We start from the raw sequence: 20,841 nt of genomic DNA, 5'->3' as shown, positions 1-20,841 counted from the left end.
ACGGTCAGGCCCCGTCAGCTCCGCCCCATACGCTCAGACCCCCGTCAGCTCCGCCCCATACGCTCAGACCCCCGCCAGCTCTGCCGCATACGGCGGCTCCGCGCCCGGTCGTGAGCAGGTCACCGCCGCCGCGCGGGCCGCGAAGCCCAGGGTGTCCCGCCAGGCCGCGGGGGACAGGGCGGCGACCGCGCCGGGGGACAGGGCGCCGTGCGCGTCGAGGCGGTGCAGCAGCGCCGCGTTGACCGTGTCGCCCGCGCCGATCGTGTCGGCGACCTCGACCCGCTCGCCGGGCGCCGTGATCTCCACCCCGCCCGGCGTCAGTACGGACAGCCCGTCGCCGCCGCGCGTGAGCACGACTGCCGCGGGCCCGGCCGTCAGCCATTCCTTCACCGCGGCCGCGGTGCCCTGGGAGCCCGCCAGCCAGTCCGCGTCCTCCTCGGAGAGCTTCAGCAGCGCGATGTGCGGCAGCCAGGAGCGGAAGCGGGCCCGGTAGGCGTCCGGGTCCGCGATCAGTCCGGCGCGGATGTTGGGGTCGAGCGCCGTGAAGACGCCCGCCTGCGCGGCCCGGCGCATCAGGGACTCGTACGCGCTCGCACCCGGCTCCAGCACCAGCGAGCAGGTGCCGAACGAGAACGCCCGTGCTCCGGCGGGCAGTCCGGACGGCAGGGTGAACAGCCGGTCGGCGGTGCCGTCGGCGTAGAAGCCGTAGCCGGCCGAGCCGTCCGGGCTGATGTCCGCGACGGCCAGGGTGGTGGGTTCGGCGCCGCGCTGGACGAGCGAGGTGTCCACGCCGTCCGCCCGCAGCCCGCGCAGCAGTTCCTCCCCGAACGTGTCGGTGGACACGCGCGAGCAGAACGCGGCGGGCGAGCCGAGCCGTCCGAGGGCGAGGGCGGTGTTGTACGGGCCGCCGCCCCGGCGCGGCAGCAGCGCGGGCAACGGCCCGTCCCCGGAGGGCGATTGCGAGCTGGGCACGAGGTCGATCAGGGCCTCGCCGGCGACGACGATCACGAGAGTCCTGGCCTTTCTGGGGGAGGGGAGAGGGGCGGGCGGGTCAGCGTCCGGCGCCGGTGCAGCCGCAGGAGTCGCGGTGCACATAGGTGCAGGGCAGCCGCAGGGTGCGCGGCGGGCGGTCCGGTTCCTCCAGCCGCTCCAGGAGCAGCCGGACCGCGGCGGCCCCGATCTCCTTGCTGGGCTGGGAGATCGCCGTCAGGCGCGGGGCGAAGAGGTCGGCCCAGGAGAAGTCGTCGAAGCAGGCCAGCGCGATGTCGCGGGGGACGTCGAGGCCCAGGTCGCGCAGTGCGCGCAGGGTGCCGATCGTCATCGCGTTGTTGGCGGTGATGATCGCGGTGGGCGGTTCGGGGGCGGCGAGCAGGTGCCGGGTGGCGTCCTGGGCGCCCTCGGCCTCGGAGTTGCCGCCCGCCAGGAGTTCGGGGGCGAAGGGCAGGCCGCGGGCGCGCAGGCCCTCGCGGTAGCCCTGGACGCGCTCGGTGGTGGTGCTCAGTCCGGGCAGCCCGGCCACCAGCCCGATGCGGGTGTGGCCCAGGTCGGCGAGGTGTTCGACGAGTTGGCGTACGGGGGCGGTGTTCTCGGCGCAGACCTGGTCGTACGCGTCGCCGACGAGCCGGTCGAGGAAGACGGCCGGCACCCGGCGCCGGGTCAGGTAGCCGGCCATGCCCGCCGGTTCGGCGGACGGCGCGACGATCATGCCGTCCACCCGGCGTTCGTGCAGCAGCCGGACGACTTTCTGCTCGTGTGCGGGGTCGTCGTGCGGATCGGCGATCAGCAGGCTGTAGCCGGCCTCCAGGGCGCCGGCCTCGACGCCCTGGAGGATCTCGGTGAAGTACGGGTTGCTGATCGCGGAGACCGCGAGGCCTATGGAGCGGGTGCGCGAGGTGACCAGGGAGCGGGCCAGCGTGTTGTGGGTGTAGCCCAGTTCGTCGATGGCCTTGAGGACGGCGGCGCGGGTGTCGGGGCGTACCGGCCGGGTCTCGTTGAGCACGTGCGAGACCGTGGCCACGGAGACCCCCGCCTGCCGTGCCACGTCGACCATCGTCGTCATCCGGTCCGTCTCCCCGAGTCCGTCGCCCTGTTTCGCCGGCAGGAGGTCGTCCGGCTGCCGGTACGTAGTCCATCACAGCCTAGACGTAAACGCTTGCGCAAACGTTTACCCCCGGGTTACGTTCACGCCGCCCCATCCCGTAACACCCGCAACACCGCACGAAGACGTGAGGAGGCGCCGATGCGCGCTGTCGTGGTCACCGAGCCGGGCCGTACCGCCCTGACCGAAGTTCCCGATCCCCGGCCGGAACCCGCGGAAGTCGTCGTGCGCGTCTCCTCCTGCGGGCTGTGCGGCACCGACATGCACATCCTCGGCGGAGAGCTGCCCGCCGTGCCCTACCCGCTGACCCCGGGGCACGAGCTGACCGGCGAGGTGGTGGCCGTGGGCGAGGGCGTCAGCAGCCCCGCCGTCGGCGACCGCGTCGCGGTCAACCCGAACATGCCGTGCGGCGCCTGCCACTACTGCCGCATCGGCCGCGCCAACCTCTGCGAGGACTATCAGGCGATCGGTGTCACCCAGGCGGGTGGTTTCGCCGAGCTGGTCGCCGTCCCCGCGCGCTGCTGCCACCTCGTCCCGGCGTCCTTCTCCGAGGCGGCGGCGGGCCTGATCGAGCCGCTGTCCTGCGCGGTGCACGGCCTGAACCGGCTGCCCCGCCGTCCCGGCGAGCACTACCTCATCTACGGCGCGGGCACGATGGGCCTGATGATGGCCGCGCTGGTCCGCACCGCGGGCGCCGCCTCCGTGTCCGTCGTGGACCTCAACAAGGACCGGCTGGCCTTCGCCGAGAGCTTCGGCCTGGACGCCGCCGTCACCGGCGCCGACCAGCTGGGCCGCACGCCCGGTTTCGAGGTGGTCATCGACGCGACCGGTGCCGTTCCGGCCATCGAGGACGGCCTCGGCCGGGTCCGCAAGGGCGGTACGTTCCTCCAGTTCGGCGTCACCGACCCGGCCCGCTCCGCGAAGTTCTCCCCGTACCTCGTCTACCACCACGAGATCGACATCATCGGCTCGATGGCCGTGCACAACAGCTTCCAGCCCGCCATCGACGTGCTGGCAGCGGGACTCGACCTCGACCCGCTGGTCAGCGACGTCTTCGGGCTGGAGGACTTCGACGAGGCGGTGGCCCGCTTCCGGGCCGGCACCGGCCGCAAGATCCACATCGCGCCGCAGCAGGGCTCCCGGACGCCGCGGCAGGGCTCCCGTACGGCGGGCCCGCAGTCCGCGCGAAAGGGGTGACGGGCCGTGCCCGCACGCATCAAGAACGCCCTGATCTGGGTCTTCGGCGCCCTCGGCGGCATCCTGTGGGGCTATGACACCGGCGTCATCTCCGGCGCCATGCTCTTCATCAAGAACGACATCGCGCTCACCCCGCTCCTGGAGGGCATGGTCGTCTCCGGCCTGCTGGTCGGCGCGATGCTTGGCGCGGGCCTGTCGGGACGGCTGTCCGACTCCTGGGGCCGGCGCCGCCTGATCCTCGCCGCCTCCGCCGTCTTCATCCTCGGCACCCTCGGCGCCTCCCTGGCCACCGGCCCCTGGACGCTGATCGCCTTCCGCTTCGTCATCGGCACCGGCGTGGGCATCGCGTCCGTCGTCGTACCGCTGTACCTGACGGAGCTGGCGCCCAAGCACCTGCGCGGCGGGCTGACCTCGCTGATGCAACTGCTGGTCACGGTCGGCATCTTCCTCGCGTACGTCACCGACTACCTGCTCGCCGGCGCCGAGGCGTGGCGCTGGATGATCGGCCTGGGCGTGGTGCCCGCCGCGATCCTGGCGCTCGGCATCATCACCCAGCCCGAGAGCCCCCGCTGGCTGGTCGGCAAGGGACGCAACGACGAGGCGCGGCACGTGCTGACGCGGCTGCGCGGTACGGGCGGCGCGGCCGACGCCGAACTGGCCGAGATCGAGGAGACCGAGCGCGTCGAACGGGCCGAGAGCCGCTCGCTGACCCTCAAGGACCTCACGGCGCCGCGGCTGCGGCCGGTCCTCCTCGTCGGGATGCTGCTGGTCTTCTTCCAGAACTTCGTCGGCATCAACACGATCATCTACTACGCGCCGACGCTGCTCACCGACATCGGCTTCGGCTCCGACGGCGCGATCCTCGCCAACGTCGGCATAGGCCTGCTGAACATGCTGATGACGCTGCCCGCCATGCGGCTCATCGACCGCAAGGGACGCAAGCCGCTGCTCCTGTACGGCGCGCTCGGCATGTGCACGGCCATGCTCGTCCTGGCCGCCACCAACCTGTCCGGCCTCGGGTACGGGGCGGCGCTGTCCGTCCTCACCCTCTTCGGCATCGCCCTGTACATCGCGTCCTTCGCCATGTCCTGGGGGCCGGTGCAGTGGGTGATGCTGCCGGAGCTGTTCCCGATGCGGATCCGGGCCGCCGCCGTGAGCCTGTGCGTGATGTTCAACTGGCTGTTCAACATGGTCGTCTCGCTGGTCTTCCCGACCCTGCTGCGTGCCTGGGGCGCGGGCGTCAACTTCCTGTTCTTCGCCGTGACCACGTTCGCCGCCTTCGTCTTCGTACGGAAGCTGCTGCCGGAGACCAAGGGCCGCAGCCTGGAGGAGATCGAACGCGACCTGCTCAAGGGCCGCCCGGGGCAGCCAGGGGACCACGGACAGGGCCGGTCGGGGCAGCCGGAACCGGACGGATCAGTACCGGTATCGTCAGGAGCCGACGCCGCACCGTGACGCCGCGCCCCTGACCCCGTTCCTGGGAGTACGACATGAGCCAGCCCCCCGCCCGCCGAACCGTGCTGCGAGGGGTCGCGCTCGTCGGCGCGGCGGGCTTCGGCGTCGCCGCCTGCTCCGGCGGCGACGCGGGCGAAGCGTCCGCGACACCCGCCGAGCCCGTCGCCCTGGGCGCCGCCACCGAGGTACCGGTCGGCGGCGCCAAGCTCTACCGCGAGAACCGCCTCGTCGTCTCGCAGCCCGAAAAGGGCCAGTTCAAGTGCTTCAGCGCCAAGTGCACCCACGCGGGCTGCGTACTGGACAAGGTCGAGCGGAACCAGGGCAACTGCCCCTGCCACGGCAGCCGGTTCGACGTCACCAACGGCAAGGTCATCCAGGGGCCGGCCACCAAGCCGCTGCCGGAGGTCCCCGTCAAGTCCGAGGGCGGCAAGCTGATCGCCGGCTGAGCGTGGGCACCGTAAACCATCACGCAGCGTGGCTGGCTGGAAACGGACTGCTCGCGGGCGGGGGCCTGACAGGGGGCCGGGTGAAGATCTACGATCGCACGACACGTCGCACGGATGGCGCACGAGGGGGTGTCGGCGTGCTGGATTCCCCGTGTCACCGGCCGGCAGCATGACCGGGCGTCGCTACCGGGTCGTCTGCCCTCCTGTACCCACAAGCCATGGAGTATCTCCCGCGATGCACTGGAGGCGAGTGCGCCGCCGCTGCCGGCGCGTGATCGACGAGATACCGCTGCCCGAGCCGTTCTCCGCCCAGGAACTGTGCGCCCGGCTCGCCACGGACCGGGACCGCCCGTTACGGCTGATGACCCTGCCCACCCCGACCGGGCTGGGCATGCCGACGGGCATGTGGCTGGCGACCGAGGAGGGCGACTACGTCTTCTACGACGCGCAGACCAGCCCGCTCCACCAGGAGCACATCATCCTCCACGAGGTCGGCCACCTGGTGTGCGACCACCGCATGGCCGTCGAGGACCCGGCGCTCTTCCGGTACATCGACATCGAGGACCCGGCGTCCATCCGGCGGGCGCTGGGCCGCACCCGCTACTCCGACCGGCAGGAACAGGAAGCGGAGATGATCGCCAGCCTGATCCTGGAGGGTGCGGGACGGGTGCCCGCGCCGACGCTGCTGTCCGGCACGCTCGGCGGCCTGGCGTCCGGCATGGGCCTGCGCGACACCCGCGACCCGGGGGCACCGTGCTCACCTGGCTGACGGACCTCGCCTGGCTGGAGAACGCCGGCATCGTCGCCCTGTGGGCCGTGGTGATCGCGCGAGCGCCGCAGGGCCTCAAGGACCGGGTGCAGCGGCCCCTGTGGTTCGCGATCGTGATGATCGCGCTGGCCATGTCGATGCACCTGGAACCGGTCACCGCCGTCCTGGCCCGCCTCGTGCCGGGCGCCCACTGGGTCGACCTGTCCACGCACCTGTTCAGCATCGTCGACGCCGCCGCCGTGCTGTGGTTCATCTTCCAGGCGGCGGGGCGGCAGCGCCGTACCGTCCTGGTGTTCGGCGCCGCCCTGGCCGTCATGCTGGCGCTCGTCGCGCTCGACCTGGCCGGGCCGCCGCACGCGCGCAACCAGATCACCCCCTCGCCGGACATCCCGAGCGTGCCGGACGCCTACTGGTACGTCTTCTTCGCCTTCCATCTGACGGCCGACACCACCTGCGGGTTCGTCTGCTGGTCCCAGGGCCGGACCGGCGCGCCCCGGCTGCTGCGGTACGGGCTGCGCCTGTTCGGCACCGGCATCCTGCTGGCGTCCCTGCTGTGGGTGCTCAAACTGGCCTACCTCCAGACCCGTTCGCCGGTCTTCGGCCCGCTGTTCTCGCCGGTCACCGGCGTCGAGGCGCTGTTCATCGCGGCAGGCGTGGCACTGCCCGTACTGGCCGGCATCCGGCAGCTGTGGCGGGACCGCGCCTCCTACCGGGGGCTGGCCGTCCTGTGGCGGGAGCTGACGGCGGTCACGCCCGACGTGGTCCTGGGGGCGGGCAGCCGGCTGCCCAACGCGGTGCTGCCGCTCCAGCTGCGCCTGTACCGGCGGGTCATCGAGATCCGCGACGCGATGATCGTGCTGCGGGACTATGTCACCTCCGACACACTCGACGGGGTCCGCCGGCACGTGGACGAGCAGGACGTCCCGGAGCACCTGGCCGACGCGCACGTCACGGCCTGCTGGCTGGCCGCCGCCCTGCACGCCCGGCGCGCGGGGGAGGCGCCGCAGGCGCAGACGGCCAATCTCGCGGGTCCGGGCGCGGGTGACCTCGGAGAAGAGGTCCGTCATCTGCTGCGGATCGCGGATGCCTACCGGTCTCCCGTGGTACGCGCATACCGGGCGGCTCACGTCGGCACCGGGTGACGGTGCCGCGCCGCGGCCCGCCGTATTCCGTACGAGGAGAGGAAGACCGTGCTCATTGCCTTCGCCCTGACGCCCATGGGCGTGGAGGAGAACGGCGCGGCGTACGTCGCCGACGCGATCAAAATCATCCGGGAGTCCGGGCTGCCGAGCCGCTCGGACTCCATGTACACGATGATCGAGGGGGACTGGGACGAGGTCATGGACGTCGTCAAGCGCGCGACCGAGGCCGTCGCCGCCCGGGTGCCGCGCGTCCAGGTCAGCATCAAGGCCGACGTGTGGCCCGGGATGGACCGGCCGCTCGACGGGAAGATCTCGATGCTGGAGCGGCGCGTCGCGGACAACGCGGCCGCCGCCGGGGCCCTGGACGGCAGCGCGGCGGCCACGGACGCCGACGCGTCGGGCGTCCCGGCCACCGGGGCGGGGCCCACCGCCTAGCGGGCCCCGGGGGACGGCCGCCGCCGCCCGGAGGCCCCGGGCGGCCGCCGCCCGGATCACCCCCAGTCCCAGCCGATCCCCACGATGCCGGGCCGTACGCCCTGCTCCACCAGGTGTACGGTCCGGTGCTGCCCGCTCAGCGTCAGCTCCTGCTGCCCCGCGCGGGGCGCGCCCGCCTTGGTCCGGGTGAAACGGCGGCAGCGCACCGGCAGCGCCGCCTCGTCGAAGCGCACCTGGAGGACGTACTGGCCGCCTGCGAAGCGGAAACCGCGTACGTACTCCGCGCTCTGGCCGCCGCTGCCGTCCTCGAAGGCGTGGCCGAAGACGTGGGTGTCGCCCCTGCGCAGCCGGACGTCGAAGAGCAGCTCGGCGACCACCATCGCGGTGGCCGGGTGCCGTCGTACCCGCCCCAGGCGGCAGTTCTCCCCGGCCGTGACGGTCACCCGTGACGTGTCGCAGCCCGCGTCGCCCTGGTGTATGGCGATGTAGCGGTCCACGCCGTCCCGGTGGGCCCGTACGACCTGGAGGGAGCTGCGCCCGCTGAGTTCGCGGCCGGCCCCGATGTGCACCCATTCGTGATGGCCGACCGTGTGCAGACCGCCGTCCGCGGGCGCCTCCAGCTCGGCGAGGAGCCCGTGCAGGGCGTCGGAGGGGTCGAAGAGCGAGCGGTAGGAGCGGGCGGCCGGGCGCTCCTTCGCTTCGGCCCGGGGGGTGCCCTCCGGGACCAGCAGCCGGTGCAGGGAGCGTGCGGGCAGGTCGAGGACCTCCTCCAGGGCCCGTACGGCGCGCAGCGATTCGGGCCGCTGAGGCCGCCGCGCCCCTTGCTGCCAGTAACTGAGGCTCGTCACGCCGACCTTGATGCCGCGCTGTGCCAGCTTGTGCTGGACGCGGTGCAGGGCGAGGCCGCGCGCGGCCAGGGCAGCCCGCAGGGCCATGTGGAACGGGCCGGTCCGCAGGACCTGCGTCAGTTCGGCCAATTGGGAGGAAACCGGGGCGTTTTCCGGGTGCGCCCGGGGTGTCTGGTACGGAGTTTTTTCGTGCGCTTCCTGATGTTCATGAGGTGTATGTGGTGCCTGATGTGTCATGTGCTGTGTCATCGCCCAACCCTCCGGCGCGCGCGGTGAACGTTCACAACCGGACTTCACACCGTGCGCTGCCCCTGCCTGTCCGCTGCAGTACGCCGGGCACGGGCCGTTCACACCCGGCACCGGACGTCCACACCCCCATGTCATCCCGCATTGAAGCGTGTTGACCTGCTCCGGACAACACCCGATGCTCCTGACCAGCATCCGGATGCGTTTCTCCGTCCCCACCCCCCTCATACGGGAGAGGAACGCCATGACCTGCGCACCACGCACACGCGGCTCCCGCCGCAGATGGCTGTCGGCCGCGGCACTGTCGGCCGCCGCACTGACCGCCGTACCCGCAACACCCGCCACCGCCGCGCCCGCCCCCACCGGCACCGCGGCCCAGGCAGCACCCGCCGCGCCCACCCCACAGGGCGTGCTCGCCGCCAACCGCCTCAACATCTCCATGCAGGCCCAGGAGAAGACCAACTGGTGCTGGGCCGCCTCCGGCAACACCATCGCCACCTTCTACGGCAGGAAGTACAGCCAGAACCAGTTCTGCAACGCGGCCTTCAACCGCTCGCAGAACAGCGCCTGCCCCAACAACCAGGCCACACTCGGCAACGTGCAGACCGCCCTCGACTGGGCCGGCATCAACCGGGGCTCCTACGTCACGGGCTACCTGCGCTACGGCACCGTCCAGAGCGAGATCAGCGCGGGACGCCCCGTGGAGACCCGCATCCAGTGGTCCTCGGGCGGCGGGCACATGCACGTCATCTACGGTTTCGACACCGCGAACAACTGGGTGTACTGGGGTGACCCGTGGGGCTCCAACACCCGCTACAACTGGGGCGACTACAACTACTACGTCAACGGCGACTCCTTCTCCTGGACCCACTCCCTCTACCGGATCGGAGCCTGAGGCCATGACCGAGCACAGAGCTCCGGCCGTATCCGCCACCGCCGCCGGACGCGGCACCCCGGCGCGCCGCGCCGCCATACGGGCCGCCGCCACCGGCGCGCTCACCGCCGCTCTCCTCGGCCTCGCGCCGCAGGCCGCGCTGGCCGCCACCCCCGCACCGCCGGCCGCGCCCGCCGCGTCGGCCGTCACCGCCGCCCGCACGGCGGCCAACGCGCCGGACACCCTCGGAACGCTCTCCCGCTTCTTCGCCCGCGACGGCGCGGTCGCCCTGGCGAAGGCGCAGCCGCGGATCGAAGGACGGACCGTCCCCGTCTACGTGCTCTCCGCCGACTTCGTACGCGGCAAGGCCGGTGCCCCCGTCTCCCAGCTGGAATTCCTGGCCAGCACGGCGGTCTCCGCCGACGGGCAGAAAGCGTCCGTGTGGACCGCCGAGACCGGCGGCGCCTGGAAGGTCGTCAACATCGCGACCGGCGACGACGAGGCCCGCTACAGCGCCGCGGGCCACGGCGGCACGGTCTTCCAGGAACCGCAGATCAACGCGTGGTACGAGCAGCGCGGCGACCGCGTCCGGCCGCTGGACGCCGAAGCGCGCAAGGCGATCGGCGCGGGCGGCACCACCGTCGCCGCGTACCAGAAGCGCGTGGCGAAGGCGTACGGCGACAAGCTGCCCGGCTCCGCGTACGACCGGCGCGGCGCCGCGGGCGGCTACGGCCCGCAGGCGGCCGGTGAGGACGGCGGGGCCGCCGGGGCGGGCACGCACGGGCAGCCCGTCGCGGCCGGAACCACGTCCGGCGCCTCGGCGGGCGACAGCAGCGGCCCGGTGACCGCCGCCTCGGCCGTCGCGGGCACCGCCGCTCTGCTCGCCCTGGGCCTCTCCGGCACCGCGGCCCTGCGCAGGCGCCACAACCGCTGAGCCCCGCACGGACCGCCACCGCCGCCGATACCCCCACCGGCCCGGACGGACCCCCCCGTCCGGGCCGGTGCCCCGGCGCCCGCACCGGCCGCCGGTGGCGCGTCCGCCCACCCCGCGCCACCGGTGTGCGCACCCGCCGCCGCCCACGGTCCGCCCGCTGTCACCGCCCCCAAGTAGGGTGGGCGGCATGGCAGACCCCAGCAGTTACCGACCCAAGCCGGGACAGATCCCCGACTCGCCCGGGGTCTACAGATTCCGTGACGAGTACCGCCGCGTCATCTACGTCGGCAAGGCCAAGAGCCTGCGCCAGCGCCTGTCCAGCTACTTCCAGGACCTGGCCAACCTCCATCCCCGTACGCGCACGATGGTCACCACCGCGGCCTCCGTCGAGTGGACGGTCGTCAGCACCGAGGTCGAGGCCCTCCAGCTCGAATACACCTGGATCAAGGAGTACGACCCGCGGTTCAACGTCAAGTACCGCGACGACAAGAGCTATCCGTACCTGGCCGTCACCCTCAACGAGGAATACCCCCGGGTCAGAGTCATGCGCGGCGCCAAGAAGAAGGGCGTGCGCTACTTCGGCCCGTACGGCCAGGCCTGGGCCATCCGCGAGACCGTCGACCTGATGCTGCGCGTCTTCCCTGTACGGACCTGCTCCGCAGGGGTCTTCAAGCGCTCCGCCCAGATCGGCCGCCCCTGCCTGCTCGGCTACATCGGCAAGTGCTCGGCCCCCTGCGTCGACCGCGTCTCCGCCGAAGAGCACCGCGAACTGGCCGAGGAGTTCTGCGACTTCATGGCCGGCCGCACCGGCGCCTACATCCGCCGCCTGGAGAAGGCCATGCAGGAGGCGGCCGAGGAGATGGAGTACGAGCGGGCGGCCCGCCTGCGCGACGACGTGGACGCGCTCCGCAGAGCGATGGAGAAGAGCGCCGTGGTGCTCGCCGACGCCACCGACGCCGACCTGATCGCGCTCGCCGAGGACGAGCTCGAAGCGGCCGTCCAGATCTTCCACGTCCGCGGCGGCCGGGTGCGCGGCCAGCGCGGCTGGGTCACCGACAAGGTCGAGAACGTGGACACCGCCGCCCTCGTCGAGCACGCCCTCCAGCAGCTGTACGGCGAGGAGAGCGGCGACGCCGTCCCCAAGGAGGTGCTGGTCCCGGCCCTGCCGGACCCGGTCGAGCCGGTCCAGCAGTGGCTCACCGAACGCCGCGGCTCCAACGTCTCGCTGCGCATCCCGCAGCGCGGCGACAAAAAGGACCTGATGGCCACCGTCCAGCGCAACGCCCAGCAGGCCCTGGCCCTGCACAAGACCAAGCGGGCCTCCGACCTGACCACCCGCTCCCGCGCCCTGGAGGAGATCGCCCAGGCCCTCGGCCTGGACTCGGTGCCGCTGCGCATCGAGTGCTTCGACATCTCCCACCTCCAGGGCGACGACGTGGTGGCCTCGATGGTCGTCTTCGAGGACGGCCTGGCCCGCAAGAGCGAGTACCGCCGCTTCCAGATCAAGACCTTCGAGGGCCAGGACGACGTCCGGGCCATGCACGAGGTCATCGGGCGCCGCTTCCGGCGCTACCTCCAGGAGAAGCAGCAGACGGGGGAGTGGGAGGAGGAGACGCCCACGGGGTCGCTCGCCGGGCCCACCGAGCCGTCCGCCGGGCCCACCGGCGAGGACGCGCCCACGGCCACCGGCGAGCACGCGCCCACAGCCGTCGGCCAGGGCGCGCCCGCGACGGCCGGGACGGGCACTCCCGCGGCCCTCGGGACCACCGACGAGGACGAGCCCCTGGTCACCGGCCCCACCGACGACGACGGCCGGCCCAAGCGCTTCGCGTACCCGCCCCAGCTGGTCGTCGTCGACGGCGGCCAGCCGCAGGTCGCCGCCGCCCAGCGGGCCCTGTCCGAGCTGGGCATCGACGACGTGGCCGTCTGCGGACTGGCCAAGCGCCTCGAAGAGGTCTGGGTGCCGGACGAGGACGACCCCGTGGTGCTGCCCCGCAGCAGCGAAGGCCTCTACCTCCTCCAGCGCGTCCGTGACGAAGCCCACCGCTTTGCCATCGCCTACCAGCGCAACAAGCGCGGCAAGCGCCTCAAGGCCGGGCCGCTGGACAGCGTCCCCGGCCTCGGCGAGAGTCGCCGTCAGGCACTGCTGAAGCACTTCGGCTCGCTCAAGCGGCTGCGGGCCGCGCGCGTCGAGGACATCTGCGAGGTGCCGGGCATCGGCCGCAAGACGGCCGAGACGATCGCGGCGGCCCTGGCCGGAGCGGCCCCGGCCGCCCCGGCGGTGAACACCGCCACAGGAGAGATCATTGAGGATGACGCGACCCCGCCGGCCGCGTTGTCATCAGAACGGGGGCAGGAACGATGAGCAGCACAGAGCAGGACAAGCACGACATGCGGGAAGCCCAGGACACACAGCGCTCCCGCGCGACCGAGAGAGACGGTGCACAGGTGAGTACGGGCACGATGCGCGATGCCGACGCGGGCGAGAGCGCCGCCATCCCCGAGCTGGTGATCATCTCCGGGATGTCCGGGGCCGGTCGCAGCACGGCCGCCAAATGCCTGGAGGACCTCGGCTGGTTCGTCGTCGACAACATCCCGCCCGAGCTGATCCCGCCCATGGTCGAACTGGGCGCCCGCTCGCAGGGCAACGTGGCGCGGATCGCCGTCGTCGTGGACGTCCGCGGCCGGCGCTTCTTCGACAACCTCAAGGAATCCCTGGCCACCCTCGACGCGCAGAGCGTCAAGCGCCGCATCGTCTTCCTGGAGTCCTCCGACGAGGCCCTGGTGCGCCGCTTCGAGTCGGTACGCCGCCCGCACCCCCTCCAGGGCGACGGGCGCATCGTGGACGGCATCGCCGCCGAGCGCGACCTGCTGCGCGAGCTGCGCGGCGACGCCGACCTGGTCATCGACACCTCCAGCCTGAACGTCCACGAACTGCGCGCCAAGATGGACGCCCAGTTCGCCGGCGAAGAGGTGCCCGAGCTGCGGGCCACGGTCATGTCCTTCGGCTTCAAGTACGGCCTGCCGGTCGACGCCGACATGGTCATCGACTGCCGCTTCATCCCGAACCCGCACTGGGTCCCGGAGCTGCGCCCCTACACCGGCCTCAACGACGAGGTCTCCGGCTACGTCTTCGGCCAGCCCGGCGCCAAGGAGTTCCTGGACGGCTACGCGGAGCTGCTGCGCATCGTCGCCGAGGGCTACCGCCGCGAAGGCAAGCGGTACGTGACCATCGCCGTCGGCTGTACGGGCGGCAAGCACCGCAGCGTCGCCATGTCCGAGAAGCTGGCCCACCGCCTGGTCTCCGAAGGCGTCGAGACCGTCGTCGTCCACCGGGACATGGGGCGCGAATGACCGCCCGTCCCCTGCGGCTGCGCCGGGTCCGCAAGCTGGTCCCGGGCAGCCGCTCCGGCAAGGGCGCCACGCCCAAGGTCGTGGCGCTCGGCGGCGGCATGGGCCTGTCCGCCTCGCTGGCCGCGCTGCGCCGCATCACCGGCGACCTGACCGCCGTGGTCACGGTCGCCGACGACGGCGGCTCCAGCGGGCGGCTCCGCGACGAGCTGGGCGTCCTGCCGCCCGGCGACCTGCGCAAGGCGCTGGCCGCGCTGTGCGGGGACGACGACTGGGGCCAGACCTGGTCCCGGGTGATCCAGCACCGTTTCACCAGCGAAGGCGACCTGCACGACCACGCCGTCGGCAACCTCCTCATCGTCGCCCTGTGGGAACAGCTCGGCGACCACGTCAAGGCCCTTGACCTGGTCGGCAAGCTGCTCGGCGCACACGGCCGGGTGCTGCCCATGTCCGCCGTCCCCCTGGAGCTCCAGGCCCTGGTCAAGGGGCACGACGAGACCCGGCCGGACGAGATCTCCACGGTCCGCGGCCAGGCCACGGTCGCGCTGACCCCCGGCGAGGTGCAGTCCGTGCACGTCGTCCCGGAGGACCCGCCCGCCGTACCCGAGGTCGTCGCCGCGGTCCGCGACGCGGACTGGGTGGTGCTCGGCCCCGGCTCCTGGTTCTCCTCCGTCATCCCGCACCTGCTCGTGCCCGAGCTGCGCGAGGCACTGGAGGAGACCAAGGCCCGCAAGGTCCTCTCACTGAACCTTGCACCGCAGCCGGGCGAAACCGATGGCTTTTCCCCGCAGCGTCATTTGGAGGTTTTGGCCCGACACGCCCCTAAACTCGCCTTCGACGTGGTGCTGGCCGACCGGGCCGCCGTGCCCGACATCGAAAGCCTGACCGTCGCTGCCAAGCAGCTCGTCGGCAGCGAGGTCGAGCTGGCGACGGTCGCCGCGCCCGGCAGCTTCTGCGGCACGGCGGAGACCCACAAGGGTGCCGCCCGGCACGACCCGGAGCTGCTGGCCGCCGCGTACGACCGTATTTTTCGGATGCATGGAAGGATCGGCCCATGGCGATGACGGCAGCGGTGAAGGACGAAATCTCCCGGCTCCCCGTCACCCGGACCTGCTGCCGGAAGTCGGAGGTCTCGTCGATCCTGCGGTTCGCGGGTGGTCTGCACCTGGTCAGCGGACGCATCGTGATCGAGGCGGAGCTGGACACGGGCATCGCCGCCCGACGGCTGCGCAAGGACATCCTGGAGATCTTCGGCCACTCCTCCGACCTGGTGGTGATGGCCCCCGGCGGACTGCGGCGCGGCAGCCGCTACGTCGTACGGGTCGTCGCCGGCGGCGACCAGCTCGCCCGCCAGACCGGCCTGGTCGACGGCCGCGGCCGCCCCATCCGGGGCCTGCCCCCGCAGGTGGTCTCGGGGGCCACCTGCGACGCCGAGGCGGCCTGGCGCGGAGCGTTTCTCGCCCACGGCTCGCTCACCGAACCCGGCCGCTCCTCCTCCCTGGAGGTCACCTGCCCCGGGCCCGAGGCAGCCCTCGCCCTGGTCGGCGCCGCCCGACGGCTCGGCATCGGCGCCAAGGCCCGCGAGGTGCGCGGCGTGGACCGCGTCGTCGTCCGTGACGGTGACGCGATTGGCGCGCTGTTGACGCGCCTGGGTGCCCACGAGTCCGTACTGGCCTGGGAGGAGCGGCGGATGCGCCGCGAGGTCCGCGCCACGGCCAACCGCCTCGCCAACTTCGACGATGCCAACCTGCGCCGCTCGGCGCGAGCCGCTGTCGCGGCGGGTGCCCGGGTTCAGCGCGCCCTGGAGATCCTCGGCGAAGAGGTTCCCGAACACCTGGCGGCGGCCGGACGCCTGCGCATGGACCACAAGCAGGCATCCCTGGAGGAACTGGGCGCTCTCGCCGACCCGCCCCTCACCAAGGACGCCGTCGCGGGCCGCATCCGCCGCCTCCTGGCCATGGCGGACAAGCGCGCCCAGGACCTGGGCATCCCCGGCACGGAGTCCAACCTGTCGGAGGAAATGGCAGACGGCATGGTCGGCTGACGCCGCGGAGTTTCGACGACCGTTACCGGCCCACGCGCTGCCCGTACCGGGCGACGCCCCCGCAGCCGGGCACGGGCCCAGTCCTCCGGACTCCGTCCTGCGGCCCGCTCCCTCCCGTCGTACGGCGATCGACGGCCGGTGGGGGCAGGTGTCCCCCCACCCACGCCGCGGAAGCCGAACGCGTACGGGAGGGTCCGGAACCGTAGGACGAAGTCCGTAGGGGCCGGTCCCGCACCACTGCCGTGCTGCCCGCAGTCCGACGGAGTTTCGGAGCCCGACGGCGGGCCGGACTCCGTGGCCGACTGGCTCCCACGTGCCGGGCGGCGCCCGCCAGGGACCGGGCACGGGCCCGGTCCTCCGGACTCCGTCCTGCGGCCCGCCCCCTCCCGCTGTACGGCGATCGACGGCCGGTGGGGGCAGGTGTCCCCCACCCCCGTACGTGTCAGCCGAACGCGTACGGGAGGGTCCGGAACCGTAGGACGAAGTCCGTAGGGGCCCCGGTCCCGCACCACTCCCGGCCTGCCCGCAGCCCGACGCACTTTCGGCGCCCGACGGCGGGCCGGACTCCGTGGCCGACTGGCTCCCACATGCCGGGCGGCGCACGCCAAGGACCAGGCACGGGCCCGGTCCTCCGGACTTCGTCCTGCGGCCCGCTCCCTCCCGTCGTACGGCGATCGACGGCCGGTGGGGGCAGGTGTCCCCCACCTTCGTACGTGTCAGCCGAACGCGTACGGGAGGGTCCGGAACCGTAGGACGAAGTCCGTAGGGGCCCCGGTCCCGCACCACTCCCGGCCTGCCCGCAGCCCGACGCACTTTCGGCGCCCGACGGCGGGCCGGACTCCGTGGCCGACTGGCTCCCACATGCCGGGCGGCGCACGCCAAGGACCAGGCACGGGCCCGGTCCTCCGGACTTCGTCCTGCGGCCCGCTCCCTCCCGTCGTACGGCGATCGACGGCCGGTGGGGGCAGGCGTCCCCCCACCTTCGTACGTGTCAGCCGAACGCGTACGGGAGGGTCCGGAACCGTAGGACGAAGTCCGTAGGGGCCGGTCCCGCACCACTCCCGACCTGCCCGCAGCCCGACGGAGTCCTCCGCTGCTGCACGGCGGTGGATCGACCAGATGCGCTACTACCTGAGCACGGACCCGGGCGGCTGCTGGGTCGCGGCGGACCCGGACGCGGGCCCGGACCACGTCGTGGGCTTCGCCGTCTCGCAGAACCGCGAGTCGCTGTGGTACCTCGCCACGTACGGCGTGCTGCCCGGCCACCAGCGGCGGGGCATCGGCAAGCGCCTGCTGGACGCCGTTCCGGCGCACGCCGACGGGGGCCCGGCCTCTTCTCCTCCAGCGTCCACCCCGGCGCCACGCCGGCTTCTCGCTCCACCCGCAGATGCGCACGACCGGGACCGTCGACCGGTCCGCCCTGCCCGCGGTCGACGGCCTCCGGGAGGGCCGCCCGGACGACGTCGGGTGGATGGACCGCCTGGACCGGGACCTGCGGGGCGCCGGACGCGGCCCCGACCACGGCCGTCTGCTCGGCACCCACCGGCTGGTCGTGTCGCGGGACCGGACCGCGCCGGGGTACGTCTACCTGGACGAGCGGGGGCGGGCGGTGCTGCTGGCCGCCCGGCGTACCGGCACGGCGCGGCGGCTGCTGTGGGAGGCGCCGGCCGCGTCGTACGGAGACACGCTCGTCAACTGCATCACCACCCCCAACGAGTGGGCTGTCGACATCGGCCTCGCCGCCGGGCTCATCATCGGCCAGGAGGGTTATCTGGCCGTCCGCGGCATGCCCGTTCCGGCGCCGCACCTGGCCGACGGCCATTTCCTGTGAACCGCGCGGGCACCGGTGGTTCACCGCCGCGCGGCGCCGTGGGGGGTTTCTCGGCCACACCTGCATTTCGACACCCTCCGTATTGACATGATCATGCAGCGTCACCAGTCTGTCGAACGTCCATTCACGAGATGGAAGACGGCAAGGGGGGCTCATGAGACGCAAGGCGAGATCCTTACTCGCGGCAGCATCGTTGCTGCTGGGAGGGGTGGTGGCGGTGCCCGCCGCGCAGGCGCAGGCGGGGGAGGGCGGGCAAGGCGTCGGAGACGCCATCGCGGTCTGGACCGCCGAGGTCACCAAGGCGCAGGTGCCGCTGCTGCTCAAGGCAGGGGTGGACGGTCACGAGCTGACCGCGCAGGTGCCGCGGACCGGTAAGGCGCAGGTCGAGGTGTACCTCTCCGCCGGGCAGGCCGCCGGTCTGCGCCGCCAGGGCGTGGAACTGACGCGCAGGATCGTTTCTCCAGAGACGCGGCGCAAGCTCAAGGCCCAGGGTGACGGGGTCTTCCGCCCGTACACGGGTGTCAACGGCCTGATGAAGGAGATGATCGACACCGCCCGGTTCCACCGGAAGCTGGCGAAGGTCGTCAGTATCGGAAAGACCGTCAAGGGCCGCGACATCTTGGCCCTGAAGCTCACCAAGAACGCCGACACGGCCAAGGACGGCGCCAAACCCGCGGCGCTGTACCTGTCCAACCAGCACGCGCGGGAGTGGATCACTCCCGAGATGACCCGTCGGCTGATGCAGTACTACCTGGCGGGGTACGGCAAGGACCCGCGCCTGACCAAGATCCTCGACACCACCGAGCTGTGGTTCGTGCTCTCCGCCAACCCGGACGGCTACGACTACACCTTCGAGAGCCCGCAGAACCGCCTGTGGCGCAAGAACCTGCGCGACAACAACGGCGACGGCAAGACCGCACCGGGCGACGGCGTCGACCTCAACCGCAACTTCTCCTACAAGTGGGGCTACGACAACGAGGGTTCCTCCCCGAACCCCGCGGGCGAGACCTACCGCGGCCCGGCCGCCGCCTCCGAGCCGGAGACCAAGGCGCTGGACGCCTTCGAGAAGCGCATCGGCTTCCGGTACGCCATCAACTACCACTCCGCCGCCGAGCTGATCCTCTACGGCGTCGGCTGGCAGGTGGCCACCCCCACCCCCGACGACGTCCTCTACCGGGCCCTGGCCGGCACCCCGGAGAAGCCCGCGATCCCCGGCTACCGCCCGCAGGTCTCCTCCGAGCTGTACATCACCAACGGCGAGGCCGACGGCCACGCGTCCAACGTCAACGGCATCCCGATGTTCACCCCGGAGATGTCCACCTGCCAGACGGCCTCCAACGCCGACCCGAACGACGAGTGGAACGCGGCCGACTGCCAGTCCGTCTTCAACTTCCCCGACTCCGAGAAGCTCATCCAGGCGGAGTTCGCGAAGAACATCCCCTTCGCGCTCTCCGTCGCCGAGAGCGCCCAGCACCCGGACCAGCCCGTCTCGTCCGTGGACATGAAGGCGCCCGACTTCACCCCGCACGCCTTCGCCACCTCCTACGCCCGCGGCGAGAATCAGGAAGTCGCCGTCACCGCGCGCAGGTCCGTACGCGACAAGGAACTCAACTACCGCATCGACGGCGGCCGCCGGCACACCGAGGAGCTCGAAGCCTGGAAGGGCGGCGAGACCTACGGCGGCGAGGACAACCTCCACTTCGACCAGTACCGGGCCTCCGTAGAAGGCGCAGGTCCGGGGGACAAGGTCGAGGTGTGGTTCTCCGGCCGTACACGCGACGGCAAGGCCACCAAGAGTGAACCTTTCACCTACACCGTCGCCGAACGGCCGCGCGCCGACACCCTCGTCCTCGCCGAGGAGGGCGGCACCACCCCCGCGCGGCACACCGCCGCCTACACCGAGGCCCTCGCCGCCAACGGCCACCGCGCGGCGGTCTGGGACGTCGCCCGGCAGGGCACCCCGGACGCGCTCGGCGTCCTGAGCCACTTCGAGAACGTCGTCTGGTACACGGGGGCCGGCCGGCCGGGCGGCGCCACCCTGCTGGCCGTACGCGACTACCTCAACGAGGGCGGCAAACTGCTCACCGCCGGTGAGCAGGCGGGCGGCAGCGCCGTGGTCGGCCGTGCCGTGACCGACGACTTCAGCCAGTACTACCTGGGCGCCGGCAGCCGCGTCCCCGTGAAGTCGCCGCCCGCGTTCAAGGGCGACGGCAAGCTGGCCGGAGCGGACGTGAAACTGGGTGACGCGCCGGGCAACCCGCTGGACTCCGCGGGTGCCCACTCGGTGATCTCGGATGAGCTGCCGCCTGCGACGTTCCCCCAGTTCACCAGCGCAGCGGCCGGTACGTACCCGGGCGTGCGGACGCCGTTCCAGCCGTACGAGGGCGACTGGTTCGCCGCCGCACAGCACCGCGACACCTCCTATATGCGGCTGTCCCGGACCGTGGACCTGACCGGCGTGACCGCGGCCGACAAGCCCGCCCTCCAGTTCATGCTCAGCCACGACACCGAGGCGGGCTACGACAACGCCGTCGTCGAGGCGCACACCGTCGGCAGGGACGACTGGACGACGCTGCCGGACGCGAACGGCGGCACCGGCACCGACGTACCCGCCGAGTGCGGAGCCGGCTACTACCTGGCCGCGCACCCCTTCCTCCAGCACTACCTGACCCGCACCGGCAGCGAGTGCCGCAACACCGGCACCACCGGCGCGTGGAACCGCTTCACGGGCGCCTCGGAGGGCTGGCGGCCGGTCGCCGTCGACCTCGCCGCCTACGCCGGGCAGCGCGTCGAGCTGGCGCTCTCCTACATCACCGACCCCAGCACCGGCGGCCGGGGCGTCTTCGTCGACAACACCAGGCTCGCCACCAGCAGCGGCGGCGAGCCGCTGGTGGGCTTCGAGACCTCCCTCGGGCCCTGGACCGTCCCCGGGCCGCCGGCCGGCAGCCCGCCCGCCACGGGTGACTGGTCCCGCTCCAAGGAGCTGTTCCGGGCCGCCGCCGCGGTGACCACCCGGAACACCGTTCTGCTGGGCTTCGGCCTGGAGCACGTACAGACCGCCGCGGAACGGGCGGAACTGACCGGCGCGGCGCTCAAGGCGCTCGACGGCTGACCACGCCGTACTCTCTCGGCGAACAGGGCGGCCCGTGGCCCCAGAGTGGGCCCGGGCCG

17 protein-coding genes and 1 pseudogene are annotated in these 20,841 nt (G+C 72.4%); 15 read left to right on the top strand and 3 right to left on the bottom strand.

The features are described from left to right. Nucleotides 1-63 precede the first annotated feature (63 nt). Both A6A06_RS07140 and A6A06_RS07135 read right to left on the bottom strand, forming a co-directional pair. Complete coding sequence (locus A6A06_RS07140; protein WP_073760192.1) at nucleotides 64-1,008, bottom strand: carbohydrate kinase family protein; 945 nt, start codon at nucleotides 1,006-1,008, stop codon at nucleotides 64-66. 43 nt (nucleotides 1,009-1,051) lie between these two features. Beyond that, complete coding sequence (locus A6A06_RS07135) at nucleotides 1,052-2,059, bottom strand: LacI family DNA-binding transcriptional regulator (RefSeq protein WP_073760191.1); 1,008 nt, start codon at nucleotides 2,057-2,059, stop codon at nucleotides 1,052-1,054. 180 nt (nucleotides 2,060-2,239) lie between these two features. Between A6A06_RS07135 and A6A06_RS07130 the strand changes: the two genes are divergently transcribed. The 6 genes from A6A06_RS07130 to A6A06_RS07105 all read left to right on the top strand — a co-directional run bounded on the left by A6A06_RS07130 (nucleotide 2,240) and on the right by A6A06_RS07105 (nucleotide 7,542). After that, entirely contained in the window at nucleotides 2,240-3,295 is a 1,056-nt protein-coding gene (locus A6A06_RS07130) for a zinc-dependent alcohol dehydrogenase family protein (protein WP_073760190.1), read from the top strand. A 6-nt stretch (nucleotides 3,296-3,301) separates the two neighbouring features. Then, on the top strand, nucleotides 3,302-4,750 hold the full coding sequence (locus A6A06_RS07125) for a sugar porter family MFS transporter (RefSeq protein WP_073760189.1): 1,449 nt from the start codon (nucleotides 3,302-3,304) through the stop codon (nucleotides 4,748-4,750). A gap of 35 nt (nucleotides 4,751-4,785) precedes the next feature. Then, on the top strand, nucleotides 4,786-5,196 hold the full coding sequence (locus A6A06_RS07120) for a Rieske (2Fe-2S) protein (RefSeq protein ID WP_073760188.1): 411 nt from the start codon (nucleotides 4,786-4,788) through the stop codon (nucleotides 5,194-5,196). A gap of 235 nt (nucleotides 5,197-5,431) precedes the next feature. Then, the gene (locus A6A06_RS07115) at nucleotides 5,432-5,965 is read left to right on the top strand and encodes a hypothetical protein (protein WP_073760187.1); all 534 of its coding nucleotides are present in this window, start codon (nucleotides 5,432-5,434) and stop codon (nucleotides 5,963-5,965) included. After that, nucleotides 5,950-7,107, top strand: coding sequence for an MAB_1171c family putative transporter (locus tag A6A06_RS07110; protein ID WP_073760186.1), 1,158 nt, complete (start codon nucleotides 5,950-5,952; stop codon nucleotides 7,105-7,107). The genes A6A06_RS07115 and A6A06_RS07110 overlap by 16 nt, the downstream gene beginning before the upstream one ends. A 48-nt stretch (nucleotides 7,108-7,155) precedes the next feature. After that, nucleotides 7,156-7,542, top strand: coding sequence for an MTH1187 family thiamine-binding protein (locus A6A06_RS07105; RefSeq protein WP_073760185.1), 387 nt, complete (start codon nucleotides 7,156-7,158; stop codon nucleotides 7,540-7,542). 56 nt (nucleotides 7,543-7,598) lie between these two features. Here A6A06_RS07105 and A6A06_RS07100 read toward each other — a convergent pair whose 3' ends face one another. Further along, complete coding sequence (locus A6A06_RS07100; RefSeq protein WP_242440616.1) at nucleotides 7,599-8,477, bottom strand: hypothetical protein; 879 nt, start codon at nucleotides 8,475-8,477, stop codon at nucleotides 7,599-7,601. Nucleotides 8,478-8,880: 403 nt separating this feature from the next. Here A6A06_RS07100 and A6A06_RS07095 point away from each other — a divergent pair, with 403 nt between their 5' ends. The 9 genes and pseudogenes from A6A06_RS07095 (at nucleotide 8,881) to A6A06_RS07055 (ending at nucleotide 20,782) form a co-directional block, all read left to right on the top strand. Further along, complete coding sequence (locus A6A06_RS07095) at nucleotides 8,881-9,531, top strand: papain-like cysteine protease family protein (protein ID WP_073760261.1); 651 nt, start codon at nucleotides 8,881-8,883, stop codon at nucleotides 9,529-9,531. A gap of 4 nt (nucleotides 9,532-9,535) precedes the next feature. After that, nucleotides 9,536-10,444, top strand: a complete 909-nt coding sequence (locus tag A6A06_RS07090) for a hypothetical protein (RefSeq protein WP_073760183.1) — start codon at nucleotides 9,536-9,538, stop codon at nucleotides 10,442-10,444. A gap of 187 nt (nucleotides 10,445-10,631) precedes the next feature. Further along, nucleotides 10,632-12,809, top strand: a complete 2,178-nt coding sequence (gene uvrC / locus A6A06_RS07085) for an excinuclease ABC subunit UvrC (RefSeq protein WP_073760182.1) — start codon at nucleotides 10,632-10,634, stop codon at nucleotides 12,807-12,809. Between the two features lie 83 nt (nucleotides 12,810-12,892). Next, the gene (gene rapZ / locus A6A06_RS07080) at nucleotides 12,893-13,798 is read left to right on the top strand and encodes an RNase adapter RapZ (protein WP_073760259.1); all 906 of its coding nucleotides are present in this window, start codon (nucleotides 12,893-12,895) and stop codon (nucleotides 13,796-13,798) included. Beyond that, complete coding sequence (locus A6A06_RS07075) at nucleotides 13,795-14,859, top strand: gluconeogenesis factor YvcK family protein (protein ID WP_073760181.1); 1,065 nt, start codon at nucleotides 13,795-13,797, stop codon at nucleotides 14,857-14,859. The genes rapZ and A6A06_RS07075 overlap by 4 nt, the downstream gene beginning before the upstream one ends. Further along, on the top strand, nucleotides 14,850-15,839 hold the full coding sequence (gene whiA / locus A6A06_RS07070) for a DNA-binding protein WhiA (protein WP_003987139.1): 990 nt from the start codon (nucleotides 14,850-14,852) through the stop codon (nucleotides 15,837-15,839). The genes A6A06_RS07075 and whiA overlap by 10 nt, the downstream gene beginning before the upstream one ends. A 1,119-nt stretch (nucleotides 15,840-16,958) precedes the next feature. Further along, a pseudogene (locus tag A6A06_RS43875) lies at nucleotides 16,959-17,096 on the top strand (GNAT family N-acetyltransferase); the annotation flags it as partial. A gap of 130 nt (nucleotides 17,097-17,226) precedes the next feature. Beyond that, nucleotides 17,227-17,670 (top strand): hypothetical protein, encoded by a 444-nt coding sequence (locus A6A06_RS42575; protein ID WP_073760180.1) that lies wholly within the window; start codon nucleotides 17,227-17,229, stop codon nucleotides 17,668-17,670. 154 nt (nucleotides 17,671-17,824) lie between these two features. After that, entirely contained in the window at nucleotides 17,825-20,782 is a 2,958-nt protein-coding gene (locus tag A6A06_RS07055; RefSeq protein WP_073760179.1) for a M14 family metallopeptidase, read from the top strand. The last annotated feature ends 59 nt before the right edge of the window (nucleotides 20,783-20,841 follow it).

This window comes from Streptomyces sp. CB02923 (assembly GCF_001905005.1).
GTDB lineage: Bacteria > Actinomycetota > Actinomycetes > Streptomycetales > Streptomycetaceae > Streptomyces.
The sequence above is the reverse complement of the archived record's forward strand: the minus strand, read 5'-3'. Positions and strand labels throughout refer to the sequence as shown.